At 67.2% G+C, this 19,370-nt stretch carries 16 protein-coding genes and 2 pseudogenes; 4 read left to right on the forward strand and 14 right to left on the reverse strand.

Annotation, left to right across the window (positions count from 1 at the left end; genetic code table 11):
* Positions 1-74: 74 nt before the first annotated feature.
* The 5 genes and pseudogenes from P8H27_RS15910 to P8H27_RS15930 all read right to left on the reverse strand — a co-directional run bounded on the left by P8H27_RS15910 (position 75) and on the right by P8H27_RS15930 (position 4,457).
* Positions 75-824 (reverse strand): AraC family transcriptional regulator, encoded by a 750-nt coding sequence (locus tag P8H27_RS15910; protein WP_289638584.1) that lies wholly within the window; start codon positions 822-824, stop codon positions 75-77.
* A gap of 123 nt (positions 825-947) precedes the next feature.
* Positions 948-2,174: pseudogene (locus tag P8H27_RS15915) on the reverse strand (FAD-dependent oxidoreductase); the annotation flags it as partial.
* Positions 2,171-2,407 carry a (2Fe-2S)-binding protein gene (locus tag P8H27_RS15920; RefSeq protein ID WP_289638587.1) on the reverse strand — a complete coding sequence of 79 codons (237 nt, stop codon included), beginning with the start codon at positions 2,405-2,407 and terminating at the stop codon, positions 2,171-2,173. The gene P8H27_RS15920 and the pseudogene P8H27_RS15915, both read right to left, overlap by 4 nt.
* Entirely contained in the window at positions 2,404-3,525 is a 1,122-nt protein-coding gene (locus tag P8H27_RS15925) for an FAD-binding oxidoreductase (RefSeq protein WP_289638588.1), read from the reverse strand. Before P8H27_RS15925 ends, P8H27_RS15920 begins: the two co-directional genes overlap by 4 nt.
* Positions 3,522-4,457, reverse strand: a complete 936-nt coding sequence (locus P8H27_RS15930) for a 4-hydroxyproline epimerase (protein ID WP_289638590.1) — start codon at positions 4,455-4,457, stop codon at positions 3,522-3,524. The genes P8H27_RS15925 and P8H27_RS15930 overlap by 4 nt, the downstream gene beginning before the upstream one ends.
* 267 nt (positions 4,458-4,724) lie before the next feature.
* On the opposite strand from P8H27_RS15930, the gene P8H27_RS15935 reads away from it, so the two are divergent.
* The gene (locus tag P8H27_RS15935; RefSeq protein ID WP_289638591.1) at positions 4,725-6,620 is read left to right on the forward strand and encodes an ABC transporter ATP-binding protein/permease; all 1,896 of its coding nucleotides are present in this window, start codon (positions 4,725-4,727) and stop codon (positions 6,618-6,620) included.
* Between the two features lie 418 nt (positions 6,621-7,038).
* Here the strand turns inward: P8H27_RS15935 and P8H27_RS15940 are convergent, their stop codons facing one another.
* Positions 7,039-7,968 carry a malate dehydrogenase gene (locus tag P8H27_RS15940; protein ID WP_289638592.1) on the reverse strand — a complete coding sequence of 310 codons (930 nt, stop codon included), beginning with the start codon at positions 7,966-7,968 and terminating at the stop codon, positions 7,039-7,041.
* 327 nt (positions 7,969-8,295) lie between these two features.
* Positions 8,296-9,195, reverse strand: a complete 900-nt coding sequence (locus P8H27_RS15945) for a LysR family transcriptional regulator (RefSeq protein WP_289638593.1) — start codon at positions 9,193-9,195, stop codon at positions 8,296-8,298.
* 105 nt (positions 9,196-9,300) lie between these two features.
* On the opposite strand from P8H27_RS15945, the gene P8H27_RS15950 reads away from it, so the two are divergent.
* On the forward strand, positions 9,301-10,272 hold the full coding sequence (locus P8H27_RS15950; protein ID WP_289638594.1) for a DMT family transporter: 972 nt from the start codon (positions 9,301-9,303) through the stop codon (positions 10,270-10,272).
* Positions 10,273-10,580: 308 nt separating this feature from the next.
* Positions 10,581-10,870: pseudogene (locus P8H27_RS15955) on the forward strand (RidA family protein).
* Positions 10,871-10,966: 96 nt separating this feature from the next.
* Here the strand turns inward: P8H27_RS15955 and P8H27_RS15960 are convergent.
* On the reverse strand, positions 10,967-11,641 hold the full coding sequence (locus tag P8H27_RS15960) for a GntR family transcriptional regulator (protein ID WP_289638639.1): 675 nt from the start codon (positions 11,639-11,641) through the stop codon (positions 10,967-10,969).
* A gap of 221 nt (positions 11,642-11,862) precedes the next feature.
* Between P8H27_RS15960 and P8H27_RS15965 the strand changes: the two genes are divergently transcribed.
* Positions 11,863-12,150, forward strand: a complete 288-nt coding sequence (locus P8H27_RS15965; RefSeq protein ID WP_289638595.1) for a PA4642 family protein — start codon at positions 11,863-11,865, stop codon at positions 12,148-12,150.
* A gap of 184 nt (positions 12,151-12,334) precedes the next feature.
* On the opposite strand, the gene P8H27_RS15970 is transcribed toward P8H27_RS15965, so the two are convergent.
* Genes P8H27_RS15970 through P8H27_RS15995 form a run of 6 tightly spaced genes read right to left on the reverse strand, consistent with a single transcriptional unit; the run spans position 12,335 to position 19,200 of the window.
* Positions 12,335-13,666, reverse strand: a complete 1,332-nt coding sequence (locus P8H27_RS15970) for a DUF58 domain-containing protein (RefSeq protein WP_289638596.1) — start codon at positions 13,664-13,666, stop codon at positions 12,335-12,337.
* A 25-nt stretch (positions 13,667-13,691) separates the two neighbouring features.
* On the reverse strand, positions 13,692-14,723 hold the full coding sequence (locus P8H27_RS15975) for a MoxR family ATPase (protein ID WP_289638597.1): 1,032 nt from the start codon (positions 14,721-14,723) through the stop codon (positions 13,692-13,694).
* Positions 14,720-15,913, reverse strand: coding sequence for a DUF4350 domain-containing protein (locus tag P8H27_RS15980; RefSeq protein WP_289638598.1), 1,194 nt, complete (start codon positions 15,911-15,913; stop codon positions 14,720-14,722). The genes P8H27_RS15975 and P8H27_RS15980 overlap by 4 nt, the downstream gene beginning before the upstream one ends.
* The gene (locus P8H27_RS15985) at positions 15,910-17,490 is read right to left on the reverse strand and encodes a DUF4129 domain-containing protein (protein ID WP_289638599.1); all 1,581 of its coding nucleotides are present in this window, start codon (positions 17,488-17,490) and stop codon (positions 15,910-15,912) included. The genes P8H27_RS15980 and P8H27_RS15985 overlap by 4 nt, the downstream gene beginning before the upstream one ends.
* Complete coding sequence (locus P8H27_RS15990; protein ID WP_289638600.1) at positions 17,477-18,457, reverse strand: stage II sporulation protein M; 981 nt, start codon at positions 18,455-18,457, stop codon at positions 17,477-17,479. Before P8H27_RS15990 ends, P8H27_RS15985 begins: the two co-directional genes overlap by 14 nt.
* Positions 18,454-19,200, reverse strand: a complete 747-nt coding sequence (locus P8H27_RS15995; RefSeq protein WP_289638601.1) for an RDD family protein — start codon at positions 19,198-19,200, stop codon at positions 18,454-18,456. The genes P8H27_RS15990 and P8H27_RS15995 overlap by 4 nt, the downstream gene beginning before the upstream one ends.
* Positions 19,201-19,370: the final 170 nt, after the last annotated feature.

Below are 19,370 nucleotides of genomic sequence, written 5' to 3' on the forward strand. Positions count from 1 at the left end.
GGGCGGGGTGTCACCTAAGGGAGCAGCTCGCCCCAGGGATGTGCGTTTAGGCTACGAATCGGGGTAACAGCGGGCTAAGCGTCGCGCAGACGCTGGCGATACTGGCTGGGGGACAGCCCGGTGAGGGCCTTGAACTGGCGGCTGAAGGCGCTGTGATCGGTGTAGCCGCAGCGCAGGGCGATGTCGGTGATCGGCAGGTGGTCGGCCAGCAGCTGCGAGGCCGCGCCCAGGCGCGCCTTGTGGATCATCTGCCGCGGGGTGAGCTGGAAGATGCGCTTGCAATGGCGTTCCAGCTGGGCGACGGACAGCCCGGCGATGGCGGTGAGGTCTTTGAGGCTGATGGGCTGGGCGTAGTGCTCGCGGATATGCGCGTCCACCGCGGCCAGTTGTTGGTAGGCCGGGTGGCTGGCTTGCGGGGCCTGCAGGTCGTAGGAGATGCCGGCCATGCCGATGATCGTACCCTGCGGGTCGCGCAGCGCCAGCTTATGGGTCAGGCACCAGCCCGGCTGGCGGCCGGGGTACAGGTGCAACTCCAGCTGGTCGCTGAGTGGGCCGCCGCCCTGCAATACGCGGCGATCCTGCTCGGTGTAGAGCGGGCCGAAGCGCGAGGGAAACACCTGTTCGGCGGTCTGGCCCAGCAACTCGTGATGGCTGTTTACCGCGCAGCGCTGGCACAGGGTCTGGTTGACCAGGACATAGCGGGCGGCGCTGTCCTTGATGAAGAACACCACGCCGGGCATGGCATCCAGCAGGGGGGTGATCTGTTGCAGGCTGCCCAGCAGCTCGGGCAGATCGCGCGGGGTGGGCAGCGGCAGGGGCAGCATGCGAGGGATCCAGGCGAGACGGGAAGCCCTCTACTCTAAGTCGGGCTGCACGGCGCTGGGAAGCGTCGCGACCTTGCCTGGAGTGGCGGCCGGCGCCGGTTCGGGTGGGTCGGCCAGGTGCAGCAGGGTCGCACAGCGCGCCGGGGAGAACGGCGGGCGCGGCGCCGGGGTCGGCCAGTCGAACAGGAATTGCGTCGCGCCGCCGCAGATGCGCCCCTGGCAGGCGCCCATACCGCAGCGGCTGTGCAACTTGGCATCGACCCAGCCGTCGCGCCCGGCGAGGGCGGCATAGGGCACATCCTCGCAGCGGCAGACCAGGGTGTCGGCCGCGGCCAGCTGTTTGAGTCGCGGATCGAGGGCGAAGCTGCGCCCGAGCCGGTCGGCGAAGGCTTGCCAATGCTGGCGCTGCGGCCACAGCGCACGGGCCTTGGCCTGCGCGCCGATGGCGCTGTGGCCGGCGATGGCGCCTTCGATCAGGGCCAGTTCGCTGCCGCCGAAGCCGCTGCATTCACCCGCCGCGTAGTGATCGCTCAGGCTGCAGGCTTGCCATTGATCGACGGCGATGGCCTGGCCGGCGATGCGGCAGCCCAGGGCCTGGCCCAATTGGGTGTTGGGCAGCAGACCGAAACCACAGGCCAGGCGCTCGCAGGGGATCTCCAGCACTTTACCGTTTTGCTGCAGACGCACCGCCTCCAGACGTTCCTCGCCGAGCGCGGCCAGTACATGGCTGTTGCTGCGGTAGCGGGCATCGAACAGCTGCAAGGCCTGCAGCAGCTTGCTCGGCCAGCGCGGCAGCTGCAGGGCGAAGGCCGCCAGGGCGCCGGGCGGCGCCTGTTCGGCGATGCGCAGCACTTGCGCGCCGGCCTGCTTGGCGCTGGCGGCGCTGGCCAGCAGCAGCGGGCCGCTGCCGGCGATCACCAGGCGTTCGCCGGCCACCGGCACGCCACCTTTGATCAGCGCCTGCAGGCCGCCGGCGCCGGTGACCCCGGGCAGGGTCCAGCCGGGGAAGGGCAGCAGCAGTTCGCGCGCGCCGGTGCAGAGGATCAGCTTGGCGTAGCCTGCGCGCCAGGCGCGTTCGCCATCTTCCAGGAGCAACTGCTGCGGCCCGGCGATGGCGACCACCCGGGTCGAACTGAACAGCTGGATATTGCGCGCCGCCGCCAGTTCCGCGCGATGGCGCCGAGCATTGGCAGGCACTTGGGCCTGCACGCCGTCGCGCCAGATCTGCCCGCCGGGGAGCGGGTTGTCGTCGATGACGCCAATGCGCAGGCCGCTGGGGGCGGCCGCCAGGGCGGCGGCCATGCCGGCGGGCCCGGCGCCGATGATCAGCAGGTCGAAATCTTCGTTCATGCCTGGGTCTCCACGCGCATGCCGGGCTGACACAGGGTCTGGCAGGCCAGGCGGCGCTGGCCGTCGATGCTGACCCGGCACTCCTGGCAGATGCCCATGCCGCACACAGGGGCGCGGCGTTGACCGCCAATTGAGGTGCGGCTGCTGCCGTCGCCGCCCAGATAGAGCGCGGCGGCTACCGTGCTGCCCTCCGCGACACGCAGTGCAAGGCCATCGAGGCTGAGTTCGATCATGCACTGTGCTCCAGGGGCCGCGGCGCCGGCAGAAAGCGCCCCGGCAGATAAGGGGTGGGGTCGATGGCCGCGGGTTCCTTGAACAGTTGCGCGGCGAGCAACTGGGCGCTGCCCGGCGCGGTGGTGACGCCGAGCCCTTCGTGGCCGACCGCCAGCCACAGGCCGGGCTGCTGCGGATGCTCGCCGAGCAGTGGCAGGCCGTCCGGGGTGGCGGCCCGGAAGCCGCTCCAGCTGCGGATGGCGTTGAGTTTGCCCAGCTCCGGCAGGTAATCCAGGGCGCGGCGCAGCAGGCGCGCCAGCACCGGGCCTTCGACCTGCGGGTCGAGGCTGTCGAACTGCCGCGAGGAACCGAGCAGGATCTGCCCGGTCGGTCGTGGCTGCGCGTTGAAGGCCACCGAGGTGCCGCTGCTGGCATGGGCGCTGCTGGCGTAGCCGAGCTCGACCAGCTGATGCTGGATGCGCCCGGGGTAGCGGTCGGTGATCAGCAGGTGGCCCTTCTTCGGCCGGATCGGCAACTCGGGGCACAGCTCGCTGGCGTGGATGCCGCCCGCCAGCACCACGGCCTCGGCCGTCAGCCAGCGGCCATCGGCCAGGCGCACGCGGTTGCCGTCGATCTCGCTGACCTGGGCGCATTGCTGGCGGATGCGCCCGCCGCCTTGCTCAAGCAGCCAGCGCGCGGCATTCGGCGCGTAGAGGATGGCGTCGCCGCCGACCTTCAGCGCCCCGGCCAGATCCTGGCGCAGCATCGGTTCGGCCTGGCGCAGGGCTGCGCCGTCGAGCATCTGGCAGGCGATGCCCTGGGCGCTGAGGGTTTCCCGCTTGTGTTCGGCGGCCTGCAGCTCCTCGCGGTCGGCGGCCAGCCACAGGGTGCCGCAGTTGCGGTAGGCGCAGTCCGCGTCGAGCTGTGGCGCCCATTGCCGCCACAGCGCGATGGAGTAGCGGCTCAGCGCCAGTTCCGCCGGGTTGTCGTCCATCGCCACCAGATGGCCCATGCCCACCGCCGTGGCGCCGCCGCGCTGGCTGTCCAGCACCAGCACGTCGAGGCCGCGGCGGGCGAATTCGTGGGCGCAGGCGCTGCCGACTATGCCGGCACCGACGACGATGATCTCGGCATTCATGGGCGAATGCCCCAGGCGAAAGGATCGTCGTCCTCCAGCAACAGGGTGGCCTCGGCGCTGAGGTGGGCGCGCCCGCGAATGGTCGGGACGATACGGCCGTCGGCCTGCCACTCGTAGCTGGCCTCGAACTGGCTGCCGATCACGCTGGCCTGGCGCCACAACTGACCGGGCTGCAGTTTGCCGTCGGCGGCCAGGCAGGCCAGCTTGGCGCTGGTGCCGGTGCCGCAGGGCGAGCGGTCGTAGGCCTTGCCGGGACACAATACAAAGTTGCGACTGTCGGCTTCGGCGTCGTCGGCAAACAGCTCGATATGGTCGATCTCGCCGCCGTCCTCGCCACGGATGGCCTGTTGTTCCAGCGCTTGGCGCACCGCCCAGCAATAGGCGGTCAGCGCCTCGAGGTTGTCGCCGGCGATGCGCTGGCCGTGCTCGGCGATCAGGAAGAACCAGTTGCCGCCCCAGGCGATGTCGCCCGTGACCTCGCCGAGGCCCGGCACCTGCAGGCTGACCGCCTGACGGTAGCGGTAGGCCGGCACGTTGCGCACGCTCACCGAGCGATCCTCATGCAGGGTGGCCAGGACAGTGCCGACCGGGGTTTCGATGCGGTGCAGGCCAGGCTGGATACGGCCGAGGTGAGCGAGGGAAATTATCAGGCCGATGGTGCCGTGGCCGCACATGCCCAGATAACCGCTGTTGTTGAAGAAGATCACTCCGGCGCTGGCGCTGGGATCCACTGGCTGGCACAGCAGCGCGCCGACCAGCACATCGCTGCCGCGCGGTTCGAGCATGCTGGCGGCGCGCCAGTGGTCGAAGCGTTCGGCCAACAGCTGGCGGCGCTCGCTCATGCTGCCGTGGCCCAAGTCCGGAAAACCCTCGAGCACCAGGCGGGTCGGCTCGCCGCCGGTGTGGGAATCGATGACGCGGATGCGTTTCATGGCTGTCACCTGCACTGAAAAGGTCGGTACAAGGGTGGCCGCTCGAGGGCTTGGCGGCTTGAGGGTTTTATCGGAGGGGGATGACGAAATCGGCACAGCGTCAGGCGAGAAAGCCGAGCGATTGCCAGAGCCTGCAGGCGATCCTCTGCTGCCGAGATTCCAGCATCGCGCCCAAGTGGGGTAAGGTCGTTGCGACGGCTCCTTTAAACCCAGGAGAGCGGCGCTGCGGAGGCTTAGCTGTCCCCGCTTGGCTGAGCAGGAGGCCCTATGACAAACCCCGTTGAGCAGCAGGACGTGCAGCCCGCCCGTACTCCTGAGCCTGGCGCCAACAGCGCCGCCGAGGACACCGCCAGCGGCGCCGCCGCGGTCGAACGCGCGGCCAGTGCCCGTGGCGACCTCGGAGTGATCGTCGAGCTGCTGCCCTACCTGCGGCCCTACGTCGGACGCATCGCCCTGGCGCTGCTGCTGATCGTCGCCGCCAAGCTGGTCAACCTGTATGTGCCGGTCGCCCTCAAACAGATAGTCGATGGCTTGAATGTCGAACCCAGCCTGTTGCTGCTGCCGGTCGGCCTGCTCCTGGCCTATGGCGCGGCGCGCATCGGCGTGACCCTGTTCAACGAACTGCGTCAGGTGGTGTTCGCCCGGGTGATGGCGCGAACCTCGCGCCAGGTCACCCTGAAAGTCTTCGGCCATCTGCTCGGCCTCAGCCTGAAGTTCCACCTGGATCGCCGCACCGGCGGCGTGGCCCGTGACGTGGAGCGCGGCGGCAGTGCGATTGCCGAACTGCTCGACTGGACGCTCTACAGCATAGTGCCGACCCTGCTCGAGGTGCTGTTGGTGACGGCCGTGCTGGTCTGGGCCTACGACTGGGGCTTCGCCTTCATCACCTTGGGCACGCTGTTGGCCTACAGCCTGTGGACCCTGGCGGTGACCGAGTGGCGCACGCGTTTCTACCGCGCCGCGGTGGAGGCCGATACCCACGCCAACGAGCGCGCGGTGGACTCGCTGCTCAACTACGAGACGGTCAAGTACTTCAACAACGAAGCGCACGAGGCCGGGCGCTACGACCAGAACCTGCGCCACTTGGAAAACGCCAAGGTCAAGTCAATCCAGTCGCTGGCGCTGCTCAATCTCGGGCAATCCGCGGTGATCGCCATCGGCGTCAGCGCCATGATGTGGCGGGCCGCCGCGGGGGTGGTGGCCGGCGAGCTGAGCATCGGCGACCTGGTGCTGGTCAACGCCTATCTGCTGCAACTGTCGGCCCCGCTGTTCGTGCTGGGCATGATGTACCGCCAGGTCAAGCAGGCGCTGACCAATATGGAGCGGCTGTTCGGCCTGCTCGACCAGCGCCAGGACGTGCAGGACGCCCCCAGCGCCCAGCCGCTGCTAGCCAGCCGACCGCGCCTGAGTTTCGAGCAGGTGCACTTCGGCTATGACCCGCGCCGGGAGATCCTGCATGGCGTGAGTTTCGAGGTGCCGCCCGGCGGCACGGTGGCGGTGGTCGGCCATTCGGGCTCGGGCAAGTCGACCCTGGCGCGCCTGCTGTACCGTTTCTACGACGTCGATGGCGGGCATATCCGCATCGACGGCCAGGATCTGCGCGAGCTGACTCAGGCCTCGCTGCGCGCCGCCATCGGCATAGTTCCGCAGGATACTGTGCTGTTCAACGACAGCATCTATTACAACATCGGCTACGGCCGCCCCGAGGCCAGCCGCGCGGAGGTCGAGGCGGCCGCCCGCGCCGCGCATATCCACGAGTTCATCGAACGCCTGCCGGACGGTTACCAGACCCAGGTCGGCGAACGCGGCCTCAAGCTGTCCGGCGGCGAGAAACAGCGGGTGGCAATCGCCCGCGCCTTGCTGAAGAACCCGGCCATCCTGATCTTCGACGAGGCCACCTCGGCGCTGGACTCCCAGTCGGAGAAGGCCATCCAGGCCGCGCTCGAGCGCATCCAGGTCGGCCGCACCACCCTGGTGATCGCCCATCGCCTGTCCACGGTGATGAATGCCGACCGGATCCTGGTGCTGGATGCCGGGCGCATCATCGAAAGCGGCAGCCACCGCGAGTTGCTGGCGGCCGGCGGCAGCTACGCGCAGATGTGGCGGTTGCAGCAGCAGGAGCCGGTTGCCGGGCCATCGCCGCGGCCTGAGCTCCCCCACTAGCCCAGCTGCACGCGGTGAGTTCAGTGGCGGGGCGCGATGCAGGTGGTTGTTGGGTCAGGCGTGCAGAAGCTGGGCGTGCTCGAAGCGGACGTTCAGAAAAATAAATCTCTCCCCCCTGCCGTTAAGAAGCAGGGCGGGTAGGCTTTGGATCTTGACGCAGGATCGGCTAATGGGTGTCCCCGATTGTTTTTTGACATGTGGCGAAATCAAATTTGACCCGGCCAAGCGCCCACAACTCAGAGGGGGTTTCAGTCTTCGGATTGCCAGAGTGGTCTGATGTGCTTGCTGTTGATGGCGCGGCACTGCTCAGCCCGAACCAGATTGAGTTGGCAGTAAGGTTGCTCGTGCCGACTGCGAAAGTAGCCCTGAGTGGTGAGGTACGTAGTTGCGCCAAATCTGATCAATCTCTCACCCCCGCTCACAACGCCTTCATTTCAGCAATATCACGCACCACCTGATCTGCAGAGCGGTCGAACATCGCCTGCTCCTGCGCATCCAAAGACAACTCGATCACCCGCGCAATCCCCTCCTCTGCCAGCACACAGGGGACACCCATGGCAATACCTGTTCGCCCGTACTCGCCCTCGAGAATCGCGACCGTCGGCAAAATACGGTTTCGCCCATTGGCGATAGCGTCCACCATCTGTGCAATTGCCACGCCTGGCGCATCGCAGGCGCTCCCCAGCTTCTTCAAACCCAGAATCTCGCCGCCACCCTGACGTGTGCGCTCCACAATCCGCTCTATCTGCTGACTGGACAGGAAGTGAGACAGCGGCACCGAACCGACCGCACAGTATCGCATCAGCGGCACCATGCTATCGCCATGCCCTCCCAGCACCAGCGCCGTGATATCCCGGGCAGAAAACCCTGTCTCCTCGGCAATGAAACACTTCATGCGCGCGGTATCCAGCACCCCCGCCTGCCCGAACACCCTGTCGCGTCCCAGCTCACTGAGACTCCACGCCCGATAGGTCAGTACGTCGACCGGGTTCGACACCACCAACACCGTCGCCGCCGGAGCATGACGATTAATATCCTGCATGATGCCATCGAGAATTGGCAGATTGATACTCAATACATCCTGACGCGACTGACCAGGCTTGCGGGGCACACCCGCCGTAATCACCACCAGGTCAGAATCCTGCAGCAATTCGGCATTGGATCCGCCGTAAACCCTGGTATCAGAACCTGACTCAACGGCCGCCTGCCAGACGTCCAGCGCCTTGCCCTGGGCCAACGCACCCTGCACATCAATCAACATCAACTCACGACAGAACTCTTCCCGGGCGATGATCTGTGCCGCCGCCTCACCCACCATGCCGGCACCCACAATTGATAGCTTGTTCACCTCATACCTCCCCGGCGCGCGCGCCACCAGCAACACGCCCACCTATACAGAGAAGTATTACCCGTTAATGCAAAAAGGCCACCCGAAGGTGGCCTGTTGTTTTACCTGCTTTTCGCCATTCCCATGGCGGCATTACTTCAGCGAGGTAGCCTGGGTGACCACTGGTGGAAAACGCTCCGCGGTTTTCCACCCTACGCGGACTTGAAGGCCCTGTAGGGTGGGCAACGTTTACTTGCCCACCAGCTTCTGCGACAGGACAGCGGCCAGTTCGATGGCTGATGGGTGGCCTCTCCTCGCGCCGCCATGGGCGTGCAACGAACAGCCGGCCTATGCGCGCTCCACTTCGCTGTCGGTCAGGCAGGCGACCAGATCGGCGGCGAAGCGGGACAGCAGTTCGCGCTTGCGCACGCACACCTGCAGGTCGCGGCGGGCCCAGGGCTCTTCCAGTTCGATCACCGCCAGCGGCTGGCGCGCGCTTGCCTCTGCCACCGCGCTGCGCGGCACCAGGCCGATGCCGACGCCGGCGCTGACCATGCGGCACACCGCCTCGAAGCTGCGTACCTGGATGCGCACTTCCAGGTGGCGGCCGAGGGCGGCCGCCGCGTTCATGGTGAAGGTGTGGATGGCCGAGCCGGAGTGCAGCATCACGAAGGGGTCATCCAGTACCGCGGCGAAGGCCGTGCTGGGCTGTCGGGCGAGCGGGTGGTCGGCGGGGGCGATCAGCACCAGCCGGTCCGCGCGGTAGGGGATCAGCTCGACCTCGGCGCCGTCGACCGCGTCGGCCACCACGCCGACTTCCACCTCGCCGCGGGCCACGGCCATGACCACCTCCGGACTGGTGTGTTCCTCCAGGGAGATGCTGACTTGCGGGTGGCGCTGCAGGAAGGTCGCCAGGCTGTCCGGCAGGAACGCATGGGTGGCGTGGGTGTTGGCCCACAGGCTGACGTGGCCGCGTACGCCCTTGGCATAGGGCGCGAGGTCGGCATGCAGCTGCTCGAGTTGGGCGAACACCTGGCGCGCATGGCGCAACAGCGCCTCGCCGGCACGGGTCGGGTGCACGCCGCGCGGCTGGCGAATCAGCAGCGGCGTGCCGATCGACGCTTCCAGCAGGCGCATGCGGTGGCTGGCCGAGGAGGGCGCCAGGTGCACGCGTTCGGCCCCGCGGGTCAGGTTCTTGGCCTCGGCTATCGCGATAAACAGCCGCAGGTCGGTGAGGTCGTATTGCATAGGCTTGGTCAAATCCGAACGCTGGTTTGGGAAAAAGCCAATTCCACTGGGATCTTACCCCGATGATCATTCGGCTCAAGACAACTCTTGAGGTTTGAATCTGTCATGCCATGGAAATCCTGGTCGAGCGAGCGCCTGGGTATCGCGTTCGCGCTGCTGGCCGCCTTCGGTTTTTCGTTCAAGGCGATCTTCGTCAAGCTGGCCTACGCCGCCGCGCCGGTGGATGCGATCACCCTGCTGACCCTGCGCATGACCTTCGCCCTGCCGATAGCGCTCTGGGCCAGCCTCTGGCTGTGCCGCTCGGCGCCGCCGTTGACGCGCAGGGACTGGGGCCTGCTGATCGCCCTTGGCCTGCTGGGCTACTACGGCGCGAGCATCCTCGATTTCCTCGGCCTGCAATACATCTCGGCGGCGCTCGAGCGGCTGATCCTGTTCATCTACCCGACCCTCACCGTGCTGATCGGCGTGCTGGTTCTCGGCCAGCGCCTGGAGCGGCGCCAGGTCGGCGCGTTGCTGCTGTCCTATGCCGGCATCGCACTGGCCTTTGCCCACGATCTGCAAGTGGCGGACGACATCGACCAGGTGCTGATCGGCGCGGCCCTGGTGTTCGCTTCGGCGCTGTCCTACGCCTTCTACAGCGCCGGGGCGGAGGTCGCCATCCGGCGCCTGGGCAGCATCCGCTTCGCCGCCCTGGCGATCATCGTCTCCAGCCTCGCCAGCCAGCTGCACTTCGTCGCCACCCAGCCGTTCTCCGCGCTGCTCCAGCCCCTGGAGGTGTACCTGTATGGCGCCGCGATGGCCGTGTTCTCGACCCTGTTGCCGGTGTTCTGGCAGTCGGCCGCCCTGCGCCATATAGGCGCGGCGCGTACCGTGCTGATCGGCACCCTGGGCCCGATGCTGACGATCTTCTTCGCCTGGGGGCTGCTCGCCGAGCCGGTGTCGCTGGCCCAACTGGCGGGCGCCGGCCTGGTGCTGGCCGGGGTGTTGCTGGTGTCCGCACGCAAGCGCCTGCCCGATCTGCCGCCGCCGGTCGCCGAGCCTGGGCCGGCCCAGCCGCTCGGCGGTATTCGAGGATAAGCGCTGCGCCGGGGCTATCCGTCGCTTGGTCGGGCTCGGCTGCAGCGGCCCGAACCAGGCCAAGGAATAGGTTTTGTACCCGTTAGGTGTTGTATCGCCAGGCGCGAACGGCCTGCGATCCGCAGGCGGCCCGACCTCGGGGTATAGCGCGAAACGATGGGCAGGCAGCCCGGCGGGCTGCATTCGCCGCGGGGTCGCGTGAGCCACATGGATGTGGGAAATGCCGCTAGCCTGTCAGGAACAGGCGCGGCCCTCCTACAAGAGATCGCGCCTGCAACACATCATTGGGACATAGCCAGGAAATCACCATGAGCATCAGCCGATACGAAACCTGCGCACGCATGAGCCGGGTGGTGGTGCATAACCAGACCGCCGACCTGTGCGGCCAGGTGGCGGAGGATCGCAGCGCCGGCATCCAGGAGCAGACCCGAACCATGCTGGCCAAGGTCGACAGCCTGCTGGCGTCGGTCGGCAGCAACCGCGAACAGATCCTCCGGCCACCCTCTACCTGAAGGACATGAGCCTGTTCGCCGAGATGAACAGCGTGTGGCACAGCTGGGGGCCGGCGGGCTGCGCCCCGGCGCGGGCCTGCGTCTAAGCGCGGATGGCGAGCCCCGAGCTGCTGGTGGAAATCTCGGTGATCGCCGCCGTCGCCCAGTGATGGCGGCTTAGGGCGCGGCGGCTACGGCGTTGCTCAGCTCGGCGTCAGGCGATTGGGCAGGTGCTCGTAGAGGGTGCGGCAGACGCCGACGATGTGTTGTTCGATCAGCTCGGCGGCCTTGTCGGCGTCGCCGGCCCGGCAGGCGGCGAGGATCTCGCGGTGCTCGTGGTCGGCGCGGTTCTTGCCCGCGGACAGGCTCATCTGCATGCGCAGGTAGCGCTCGACCTTGTCGTGGATGGAGCGGATCAGGTTGAGCAGGAAGGGCCGCTGCGCCGGTTCGTAGAGGCAGGCGTGCAGCGCCCAGTTCAGCTCGGCCCAGCGGCCGATGTCGGTCTCGCCGATGAACTCCTGGCAGATCTGTTCGGCGCGGGCGAAGGTGGCCGCGGTCATATTGGGCACGGCCAGGCGGATCGCCTGCACCTCCAGCAGCACCCGCACCTCGAAGATCTGTGCCAGCTCGGGTTCGGAAATGCGCGTGACCACCGCGCCCTTGTTGCGCTGGAACTGCACCAGCCCTTCGGCCTCCAGGCGTTTGAGCGCCTCGCGCACCGGGATCTTGCTGACATTGAAGATGCGCGCGATGTCGTCCTGGCGGATCGGCTCGTCCTCGGCGAAATGGCCGCCGATGATTGCGTCGCGCAGGTGCTTGGTGATGACTTCCGAGGCGGTCGGGGTGACGCCGAGGTTGGGGGCGGTGAAGGTGGGCAATGGCAAGGGAGTGGCCCCCGGTTAGTCAGTGGTGGCGGATATTGTATACGAGGAGGCGGGCGGTTCGCGCCTGCTTGCGCTTAGCAGGCCGTTCGCCGCGGCATGAATCAGCGGGCCTGCCCAGCCATTGCTCCTCTGCTTAATCGGCGGATGCGTTGAGCCACTGGACTCGCCAGGGGTACACTGCGGCCCCCGTGTGGCCTGGTTAGCTGGAGTGAACGATGCGTAAAGACAAGAAACAGGTGATTGGCGAAGAGATTGGTGACGAGCCGATCAAACTGTTCCTCGCCGTGGAACCGGCCGATGCCACGCCGCCGCCGTTGCATAAACTGATCAAGGCCTACCGTGGCCTGCGGGTCGACGACTTCGAGCGTTTCGTCGGCTTCTTCGTCGCCGCCGGTTACGACCTCGATGCCCAGGATGCCCAGGGCCGCGACTTCATCGCCCTGATCCAGGATCAACGCTTTGCCGCGCCCTATATCGAAGTGATCAAGGCCGCCCGCGGCTGAGGTCTAATCAAATAAAAATGCCCGCTTAGCCAGCGGGCATTTTTATGCGAGGTGTTTACTGGATTTATCCAGTCTAGGGGTTTCGCCAAGCTCGGTAGCCCGGATGAAATCCGGGATTAATGGCGGGTTCATTCCGGCTTCCCCGGATTTCATCCGGGCTACGGGCTACGGCCATGCACCACAGCTACAACACCCCGGCCTTCTTCCAGGCCAGATAGCGGCTGACCAGTTGCGGGCCCAGTTCGCTGGGCCGGGCGTCGAGCACCGGCACGTTGTGCGCGGCCAGACGCTCGTGCAGGCTGGCGCGGGCGTTGAGGTAATCGACCGTGCCGCAGTAGCTCAGGGCCGTTGCCAGATCCTCCACCGGGGTATGGCGCAGGCTGTCGAGTACTTCTTCGCGCAGGCTGGCGATCAGCACGCGGTGCTGGCGGCCGATGCGTTTGGCCGCGTTCAATAATTCCTCATCGTCTTCGTCGCGCAGGTTGCTCACCAGCACCACCAGGGCGCGGCGGTGCTGGCGGGCGAGCAGGGCATCGGCCGCGGCGGCGAAGTCGGTCGGCTGCAGGGTGCTGCGCAGGTCGTAAACGGCGTTGAGCAGCACATTGAGTTGTGCCGCCCCTTTGACCGGCGCGAGGAAACGCTGCTGTTCGTCGGCGAAGGTCGCCAGGCCCACCGCATCGCCTTGGCGCAGGGCCACGTAGCTGAGCAGCAGGCAGGCATTGAGGGCGTGGTCGAAGTGCGCCAGTTCGCCGTCCTGGCTGCGCATGCGGCGGCCGCAGTCGAGCAGGAAGACGATCTGCTGGTCGCGCTCGTCCTGGTACTCGCGGGCAATCGGCGTGCGTTTGCGCGCGGTGGCTTTCCAGTCGATCTGGCGCAGGCTGTCGCCATCGCGAAACTCGCGCAGTTGGTGAAACTCCAGGCCCAGGCCGCGGCGTGGGCGCTGGCGCACGCCAAGCTGGCTGAGCCAATCGTCGACTGCCAGCAGTTGTGCACCATACAGGCGGGCGAAATCCGGATAGACCCGGGTTGCTCCGGGTAAGGCCAGGTAGCGGCGCGCGCACCATAGGCGCAGCGGGCTGGGCACTTCCACTTCACATTGGGCGAAGTGGAAGTGCCCGCGTACCAATGGCCGCACGCGGTAGGCGAATTGGGTCTGCTCGCCCGGGTGCAGTTCGATGCGTTGTGGCAGGTGCTCGAAGGCTATGCCGTCGGCCACGTGGTCGAACACTTCCAGCTGCAGCGGGCGTTGATAGTCGTGGTGCAGGGTCAGGCGCACCTCGCTCCAGCGGCCCAGCGGCAGGTTGCCCGGCAGTTGCCGTTCGATGCGCGGCGAGGGCTGGCGACGCAACAGCATAGCGTCGATGACGGCCGCGCCAAGTAGCGCCAACAGCAGCCCCCACCAGAGCGCCTGCAGGCTCTGCGGCACCTCGACCGCCAGAGCCTGCAAGGCGCCCAGCACAATGGCCAGACCGAGCAGGACGCCGAGCAGCGCCAGCAGCGTGCGCGCGGGCTTCATGCGCCAGTTCCTTGGGTGGTTAGGCTCATAGGCGCGGCGCCGGCACCTGATCGAGCAACTGCTGCAGCACCTGGTCGACCGCCAGCCCTTCGATATCCAGCTCCGGCGCCAGGCGCACGCGGTGGCGCAGCACGGCCAGGGCGCAGCCCTTGATGTCGTCCGGCAGGACGAAGTCGCCGCCGCGCAGCAGGGCGCGGGCACGGCCGCCACGCACCAGGGCGATCGAGGCGCGTGGCCCGGCACCGAGAATCAGCCCCGGCCAGGAGCGGGTGGCGCGCGCCAGGCGCACGGCATACTCGAGCACCTGCTCGTCGAGCGGCAGGTCGCTGGCGATCTTCTGCATGGCCAGCAGATCCTTGGCTTGCAGCAGGGCGCGCAAGGGGCTGACGTCGAGCATGTCGGCGCGGGTCGAGCGGGTGACCTGGCGCACCATGCTCAGTTCCTCGGCCTGCTCGGGGTAGTCCATGCGCAGCTTGAGCATGAAACGATCCAGCTCGGCTTCGGGCAGCGGGTAGGTGCCTTCCTGCTCGATCGGGTTCTGCGTGGCCAGCACCATGAACGGCAGCGGCACCGCCAGGGCGCGCCCTTCGAGGGTGACCTGGCGCTCCTGCATGACCTCCAGCAGCGCCGCCTGGGTCTTGGCCGGCGCCCGGTTGATTTCGTCGGCCAGCAGCAGGTTGGTGAACACCGGGCCCTTGCGCAGCTTGAATTGCTCGCTTTGCAGGTCGTACACCGCATGGCCGGTGACGTCGCTGGGCATCAGGTCCGGGGTGAACTGGATGCGCGCGAACTCGCCGCCGAAGCAGCGCGCCAGGGCGCGCACCAGCAGGGTCTTGCCCAGGCCGGGGACGCCCTCGATCAGCACATGGCCGCCGGCGATCAAGGCGGTGAGCACATCGTCGACCACCGCGTTCTGGCCGATCAGTGCCTTGTGCAGTTCCAGGCGCAGGGCCTGGGCCAGTTGGCTGGCGCGTTGGCGTTGCTGCGCCGGGTTGCTCGGCGCCTGGGCCGTGGCTGCGGCGGGCGGGCTCAGCTGTTCGGACGGGTGTTCGCTCATAGGGCATTCCTGAGTGTTTGCAGGTGGGCGACCTGGCGGGTGAAGTCGACGGCGGACAGGCGCTGCTTGGGCAGCGGCCGCATGGCGTGGCTGATGGCGCGGCTGGGCAAGCGGGTCAGGCGCCCCAGCACCTGCCATTGTTCGGCCACGCCGAGGCGTTCGAAACCGGGGTGGCGGCGCCGTGCGCGGCGCTGGATATCCTGTTGCAAGCCTTGCAGCAGGCTGTGCTGACCGCCGCGACGGAGGAGAAAATCGGCGCTGCCGCGCAGGTGCTCGTGCAATTGCCGGCGATTGGGGCTGGCCGGCGCTTGCAGCGGCCCCTGACGCATGCCGACGCGCCACAGGCCGAGGCCGAGCAGCAGGGCCAAGGCCAGCAGGGCTTGGGGGAAATAGCGCAGCAGCAGGCTGAACAGGTTGTCGCGATCGGCGCGGTAGAGCAGGGTCACGGCGCTGTCCTGACTGAGGTACCAGAGCAGCCAGGCATTGTCGTAATCGGCGATCTTGTCGTTCTGCCAGATCCAGCTGTCGCTCAGCACGCTGACCAGGCCGTCGCCATGATAGAGCTGCATCAGGTGGGTCGCCGCTGCGCTGTTGGCCCAGGCATGCGCGCGATTTTTCGCGTCGTAGAGATGGAAGCCGGTGTCGAAACTGAAGTAGGCCGGGGCTTGCTCGTTTTCCAGGTAGAGCTGGGTCAGCTCGGGGTAGGGTTGGGCAGTGGCGTCGCCTGCCTCCGCTGCGGGCTCCTGGCTTTCGCCCTCGGGCTCGTCGAGGTCGTCGCTCTGGTATTGCTGCAGGCCCAGGTTATCGAGCAGCAGGTCGCCGCTTTTGCCCTCATCCTCATCCCACAGGCGTTCGGCGACGAACACCAGGTGTCCCCCCTTGGCGGCCCAGGCCAGCAGGCGCTCGGCTTGGCGCGGGCTCATGCGCTGGCGATCGCCAAGCAGCACCAGGGTCTGCCCGGCACTGGGCAAAGTCGGCAGCATCTGCAGGTTGTCGGTGCGCTGCACCTGCAGGCCTTGCCGGCGCAGAAAGTATTCGGCGGCCAGGTACGGATTGGCTTGCGCCTCGGGTGCCGGGCCGTGCTCGACGGTTTCCGTATAGGGTTGGGCGCGACTCAACAGGTAGAGGCCGAGCAGAGCCAGGCCCAGCACCAGCACGCTGCCGAGGAGCAGTTGGCGGTGCCGGCTCATGGGCGTACTCCGTCATCGAACAGCTGCCGCCAGCCTTGGCACAGCGCCTGGCGCAGATGATCCGGCGGCAGGCGGTGGCCGTAGGCGAGGTTCTGCCAGTGCAGGGTCAGGGTCTGGCTGAAGTCGCTCAGTTCGCTCTGCTCCAGGCGCAGCACCAGGCGCAGCACTTCGCTCTCGGTGTGGGCGCCGTTCAGGGGCAGGCGGTAGTCGTGCAGCAGGCGGCTGAGCAAGGCGCGATAGAGCAGGCCGAGAGCCGCGCGCGGTTGCTCGGCCCAGAGCCGCTCGACTGTGCCGGCGACATCCGCCGGCAAGCTTTGCGGGGCGACCTCGAGGCCGAACAGCTGGCTGGCCGGTGCTGTGGCACTGCGTTGCGTCAGCCCCAGGCGTCCGGCGAAGGTGCCGAGCCATTGCCGATAGCGCCAGATCAGCAGTGCCGCCAGGCCGAGCAGGCTTGCCCAGAGCAGGGCCTCGAAAAACAGCGCGAGCGCGTCGATGCTGTTCCAGAACTCGGCCAGCTTGAAGAACTTCTCGAGCAGTGCCAGCAGGCTCTTGATCTGGTCTTCGTCCAGCTCCGCGGTTTGCTCTTGTTCGCCGAAGCGCCAGCGGGTGACGGTTTCGCGGTGTTCGAAGGGTGGCTGGTCGAGCAGTTGGCCGATGCTGTGTTGCGCCGCCTGACTGTTCAGCGGCTGCTTGAGCAGGCGTTCGGCTTGGGGGCCGATGGGATCCTCCACCGGCAGCGGGCAACTGCCGATCTCGGCGGCCATGGCCGGTATGGGTGCCTGCAGCAGCAACAAGCCGCAGCCGAGCAGCAGGGCGTAGGCCACGCCGGTCAGGCGCTGGCGCAGTTGGCGGAATACCAGTTCGATATCCCAGCCTTCCAGGGCCGTGCGCCGATTCAGGTAGAGGGTGAAGCCGCAGGCGACGTAGATCGGTTCCCAGACGATCAGCACCAGGACGTAGAGCAGGTTGGACAGATGCTCCAGCCACAGCCAGTCGCCGGCCGCGGCATCGATCAGGCTCTGCCAGCTCCAGTCCAGTTCGACCTGGGCCGGCAGCAGCAGGTAGAACAGGCTGGCCAGGCCCAGCCACAGGGCCATTTCCAGGTGCATGCCGACCATGGTCAGCCAGGTCGCGGCGCCCGCATCGCGCTGGCCCAGCACCACCAGACGCTGGCTGCGCGCCTGGCCGGACAAACCCTCCAGCTGCATGACCGGCAGATCGAAGCTGCGTGTGGGGCTGAAGCGGCGCCAGGTCAGGCTGGCCAGCAATTGCGGCTTGAGCAGGCCCGGCAGGGCTTTGAGCGCGTGCTTGAGGCTGGGCGTGTCGCCGAACAGGGCGCGCGCGAGGATATGCAGCGGCAGGCGCTCGTAGGCCGGTTTCAACCACCAGAAGGCGAAGATCGCCCAGCCGGGGTAGTCCCACAGCAACAGGCAGAGCAGGGCGAACAGCGGCAGGCTGACCAAGGCCCAGCTGGCCATCAGCAGACCGGCATGCCGGCGCGCCAGGAGCACGCCGAGATCCAGGGCTTCCCAGGGGCTGCGCGGGCGGATCGCCACGCTGGCATCAGTCAGGCGCATGGGCACCTCGGCCGGCCAGCAGCAGATAGCTCAGCACCAGCAGCCAGAGGCCTGCGCCTACGGCATATTTGACGGCCGGCTCGGCGAAGGTCATCGACGACCAGTAGGCCTCGATAAAGGCGGCCACAAGCAGAAACAGGATGACCCCGCCGACCAAGCGCACGCTGCGTCCGGCGGCCAGGCGCAAGGCTTCGCTGCGTGGCAGGCGGCCGGGCGCGAGCAGTGCCCAGCCGAGCTTGAGGCCGGCACCGCCCGCCAGGGCGATGGCGGTCAATTCGAAGGCGCCGTGGCCGATGACGAACGACCAGAAGGTCGCGCCGTAGCCGATCTGGGTCAGGTGGCCGGCCACCGCGCCGATCATCAGGCCGTTGAACAGCAGGAAGAACAGGCTGCCCAGACCGAACAGCAGGCCGCTGGCGAAGGTCTGAAAGGCGATGCCGATGTTGTTCATGATGTAGAAGCCGAACATCAGCCAGTCGTCACCTGAGTGGCGCTCGCCGAAGCGCCCGAGGCGCCGGGCATCGGGGTCGTACATCTGCTCCATGCTCGCGACCTGCTCGGGATCGACCAGGCTGTAGATCAGCTCGGGGAACAGATAGACCAGCACTCCCATGCTCAGCAGGCTGCCGAAAAACAGCAGGCCGGCGGCCAGCACGCAGCGCCATTCGGCCCGCACCAGACGGGGAAAGCCGCCGAGCACGAAGCCGATCAGTTGCGCGCCCAACGGGCTGCGATGGCGATAGAACTGCTGGTGGCCGCGTAATGCCAGGTGCTGCAACTGCTCGATCAGGTGGTTGCTGTAACCGCGCGCCTGGGCCAGGGCCAGTTGTTGGCAGAGGCGTCGGTAAGCGCCAGCAAAGCCCTTGCTCTGCTGGCTGTCGGCCTTGCCGCGTTCGAGCGCGTCGAGTAGCGCGGTGAAGGCTTGCCAGTCGGCTTGGTGGCGGCTTTCGAACAGGCTCTGTTTCATGTCGGCCCCAGCAGACCGCGGGCGATGCCGTGGATTCGCTGTTGCGCCTGCTCGTGCGGTACTTGCAGGGGCTCGGCCAGAATCGCCGCCAGCTCGACGCGGCGTTCGCTGGACAGGCTTTGCCCGCGCTCGGCAAATCCCAGCAGGGCGCGTTGTTCGACCAGGTTGAGGGCGAAAGGCGCAGGCAGCGGTTCGGCTTGCGGCAGATCCGGTCGCGCGGGCAGGGTATCGCGGTAGACCACCAGGGTGCCGGCGGCGATATCGCCGAGGCGTTTGAACGCCGGGTGATTGAGGCAGCTGAGAATGCCCAGGGTGTAGGCGAACGGCAGGATATCGACGAAGCGCAGCAGGTTGCGGGTCAGCGAGGCGGCCCAGCCGACCGGGGTGCCGTCATCGTGCACCACGCGCAGGCCGAGTAGCTGCTTGCCGGGGGAGCGGCCCTGGTTGAACACCTCGAACAGCACCATGTACCACCAGGTCAGCAGAAACAGCAGGATGGTCGCCAGGCCCATGCCGAGTTTGCCGAGCAGGCCGAGGGCGATGAACATCACCAGCAACAGCAGGCCGCGAATCAGCAGGTCGATGGTGAAAGCCAGGGCGCGCGGCACCAGGCCGGCAGGGCGCAGAAGCAGATCGATGCCTTCCGGGGTTTCCACCTGATAACGGGTGTCCAGCAGTGCGGTTGGCGGCTGGCCGGGTGAGCGTGGCTCGCGCGGAGAAGGTCGGGTGGCGGAAGGCGGCATCGGCGGTCTGCGCTGGATAAACCCCGATGCTAGGGTCTGTTGCCGTTTCAGCGCAAGCCGCGTTGCCGCGAAAAATATCGCCAGGCTAGGCGTAGGACGCCGGTAATGGTTGTTCCCTTGCCAAGTCCTACAACAACGCATGGCGAGATTTTCCGCGCAACCCGCAGGGC

The organism is Pseudomonas sp. sp1636 (genome assembly GCF_030376615.1).
In the GTDB taxonomy this organism is placed as follows: Bacteria; Pseudomonadota; Gammaproteobacteria; order Pseudomonadales; family Pseudomonadaceae; genus Aquipseudomonas.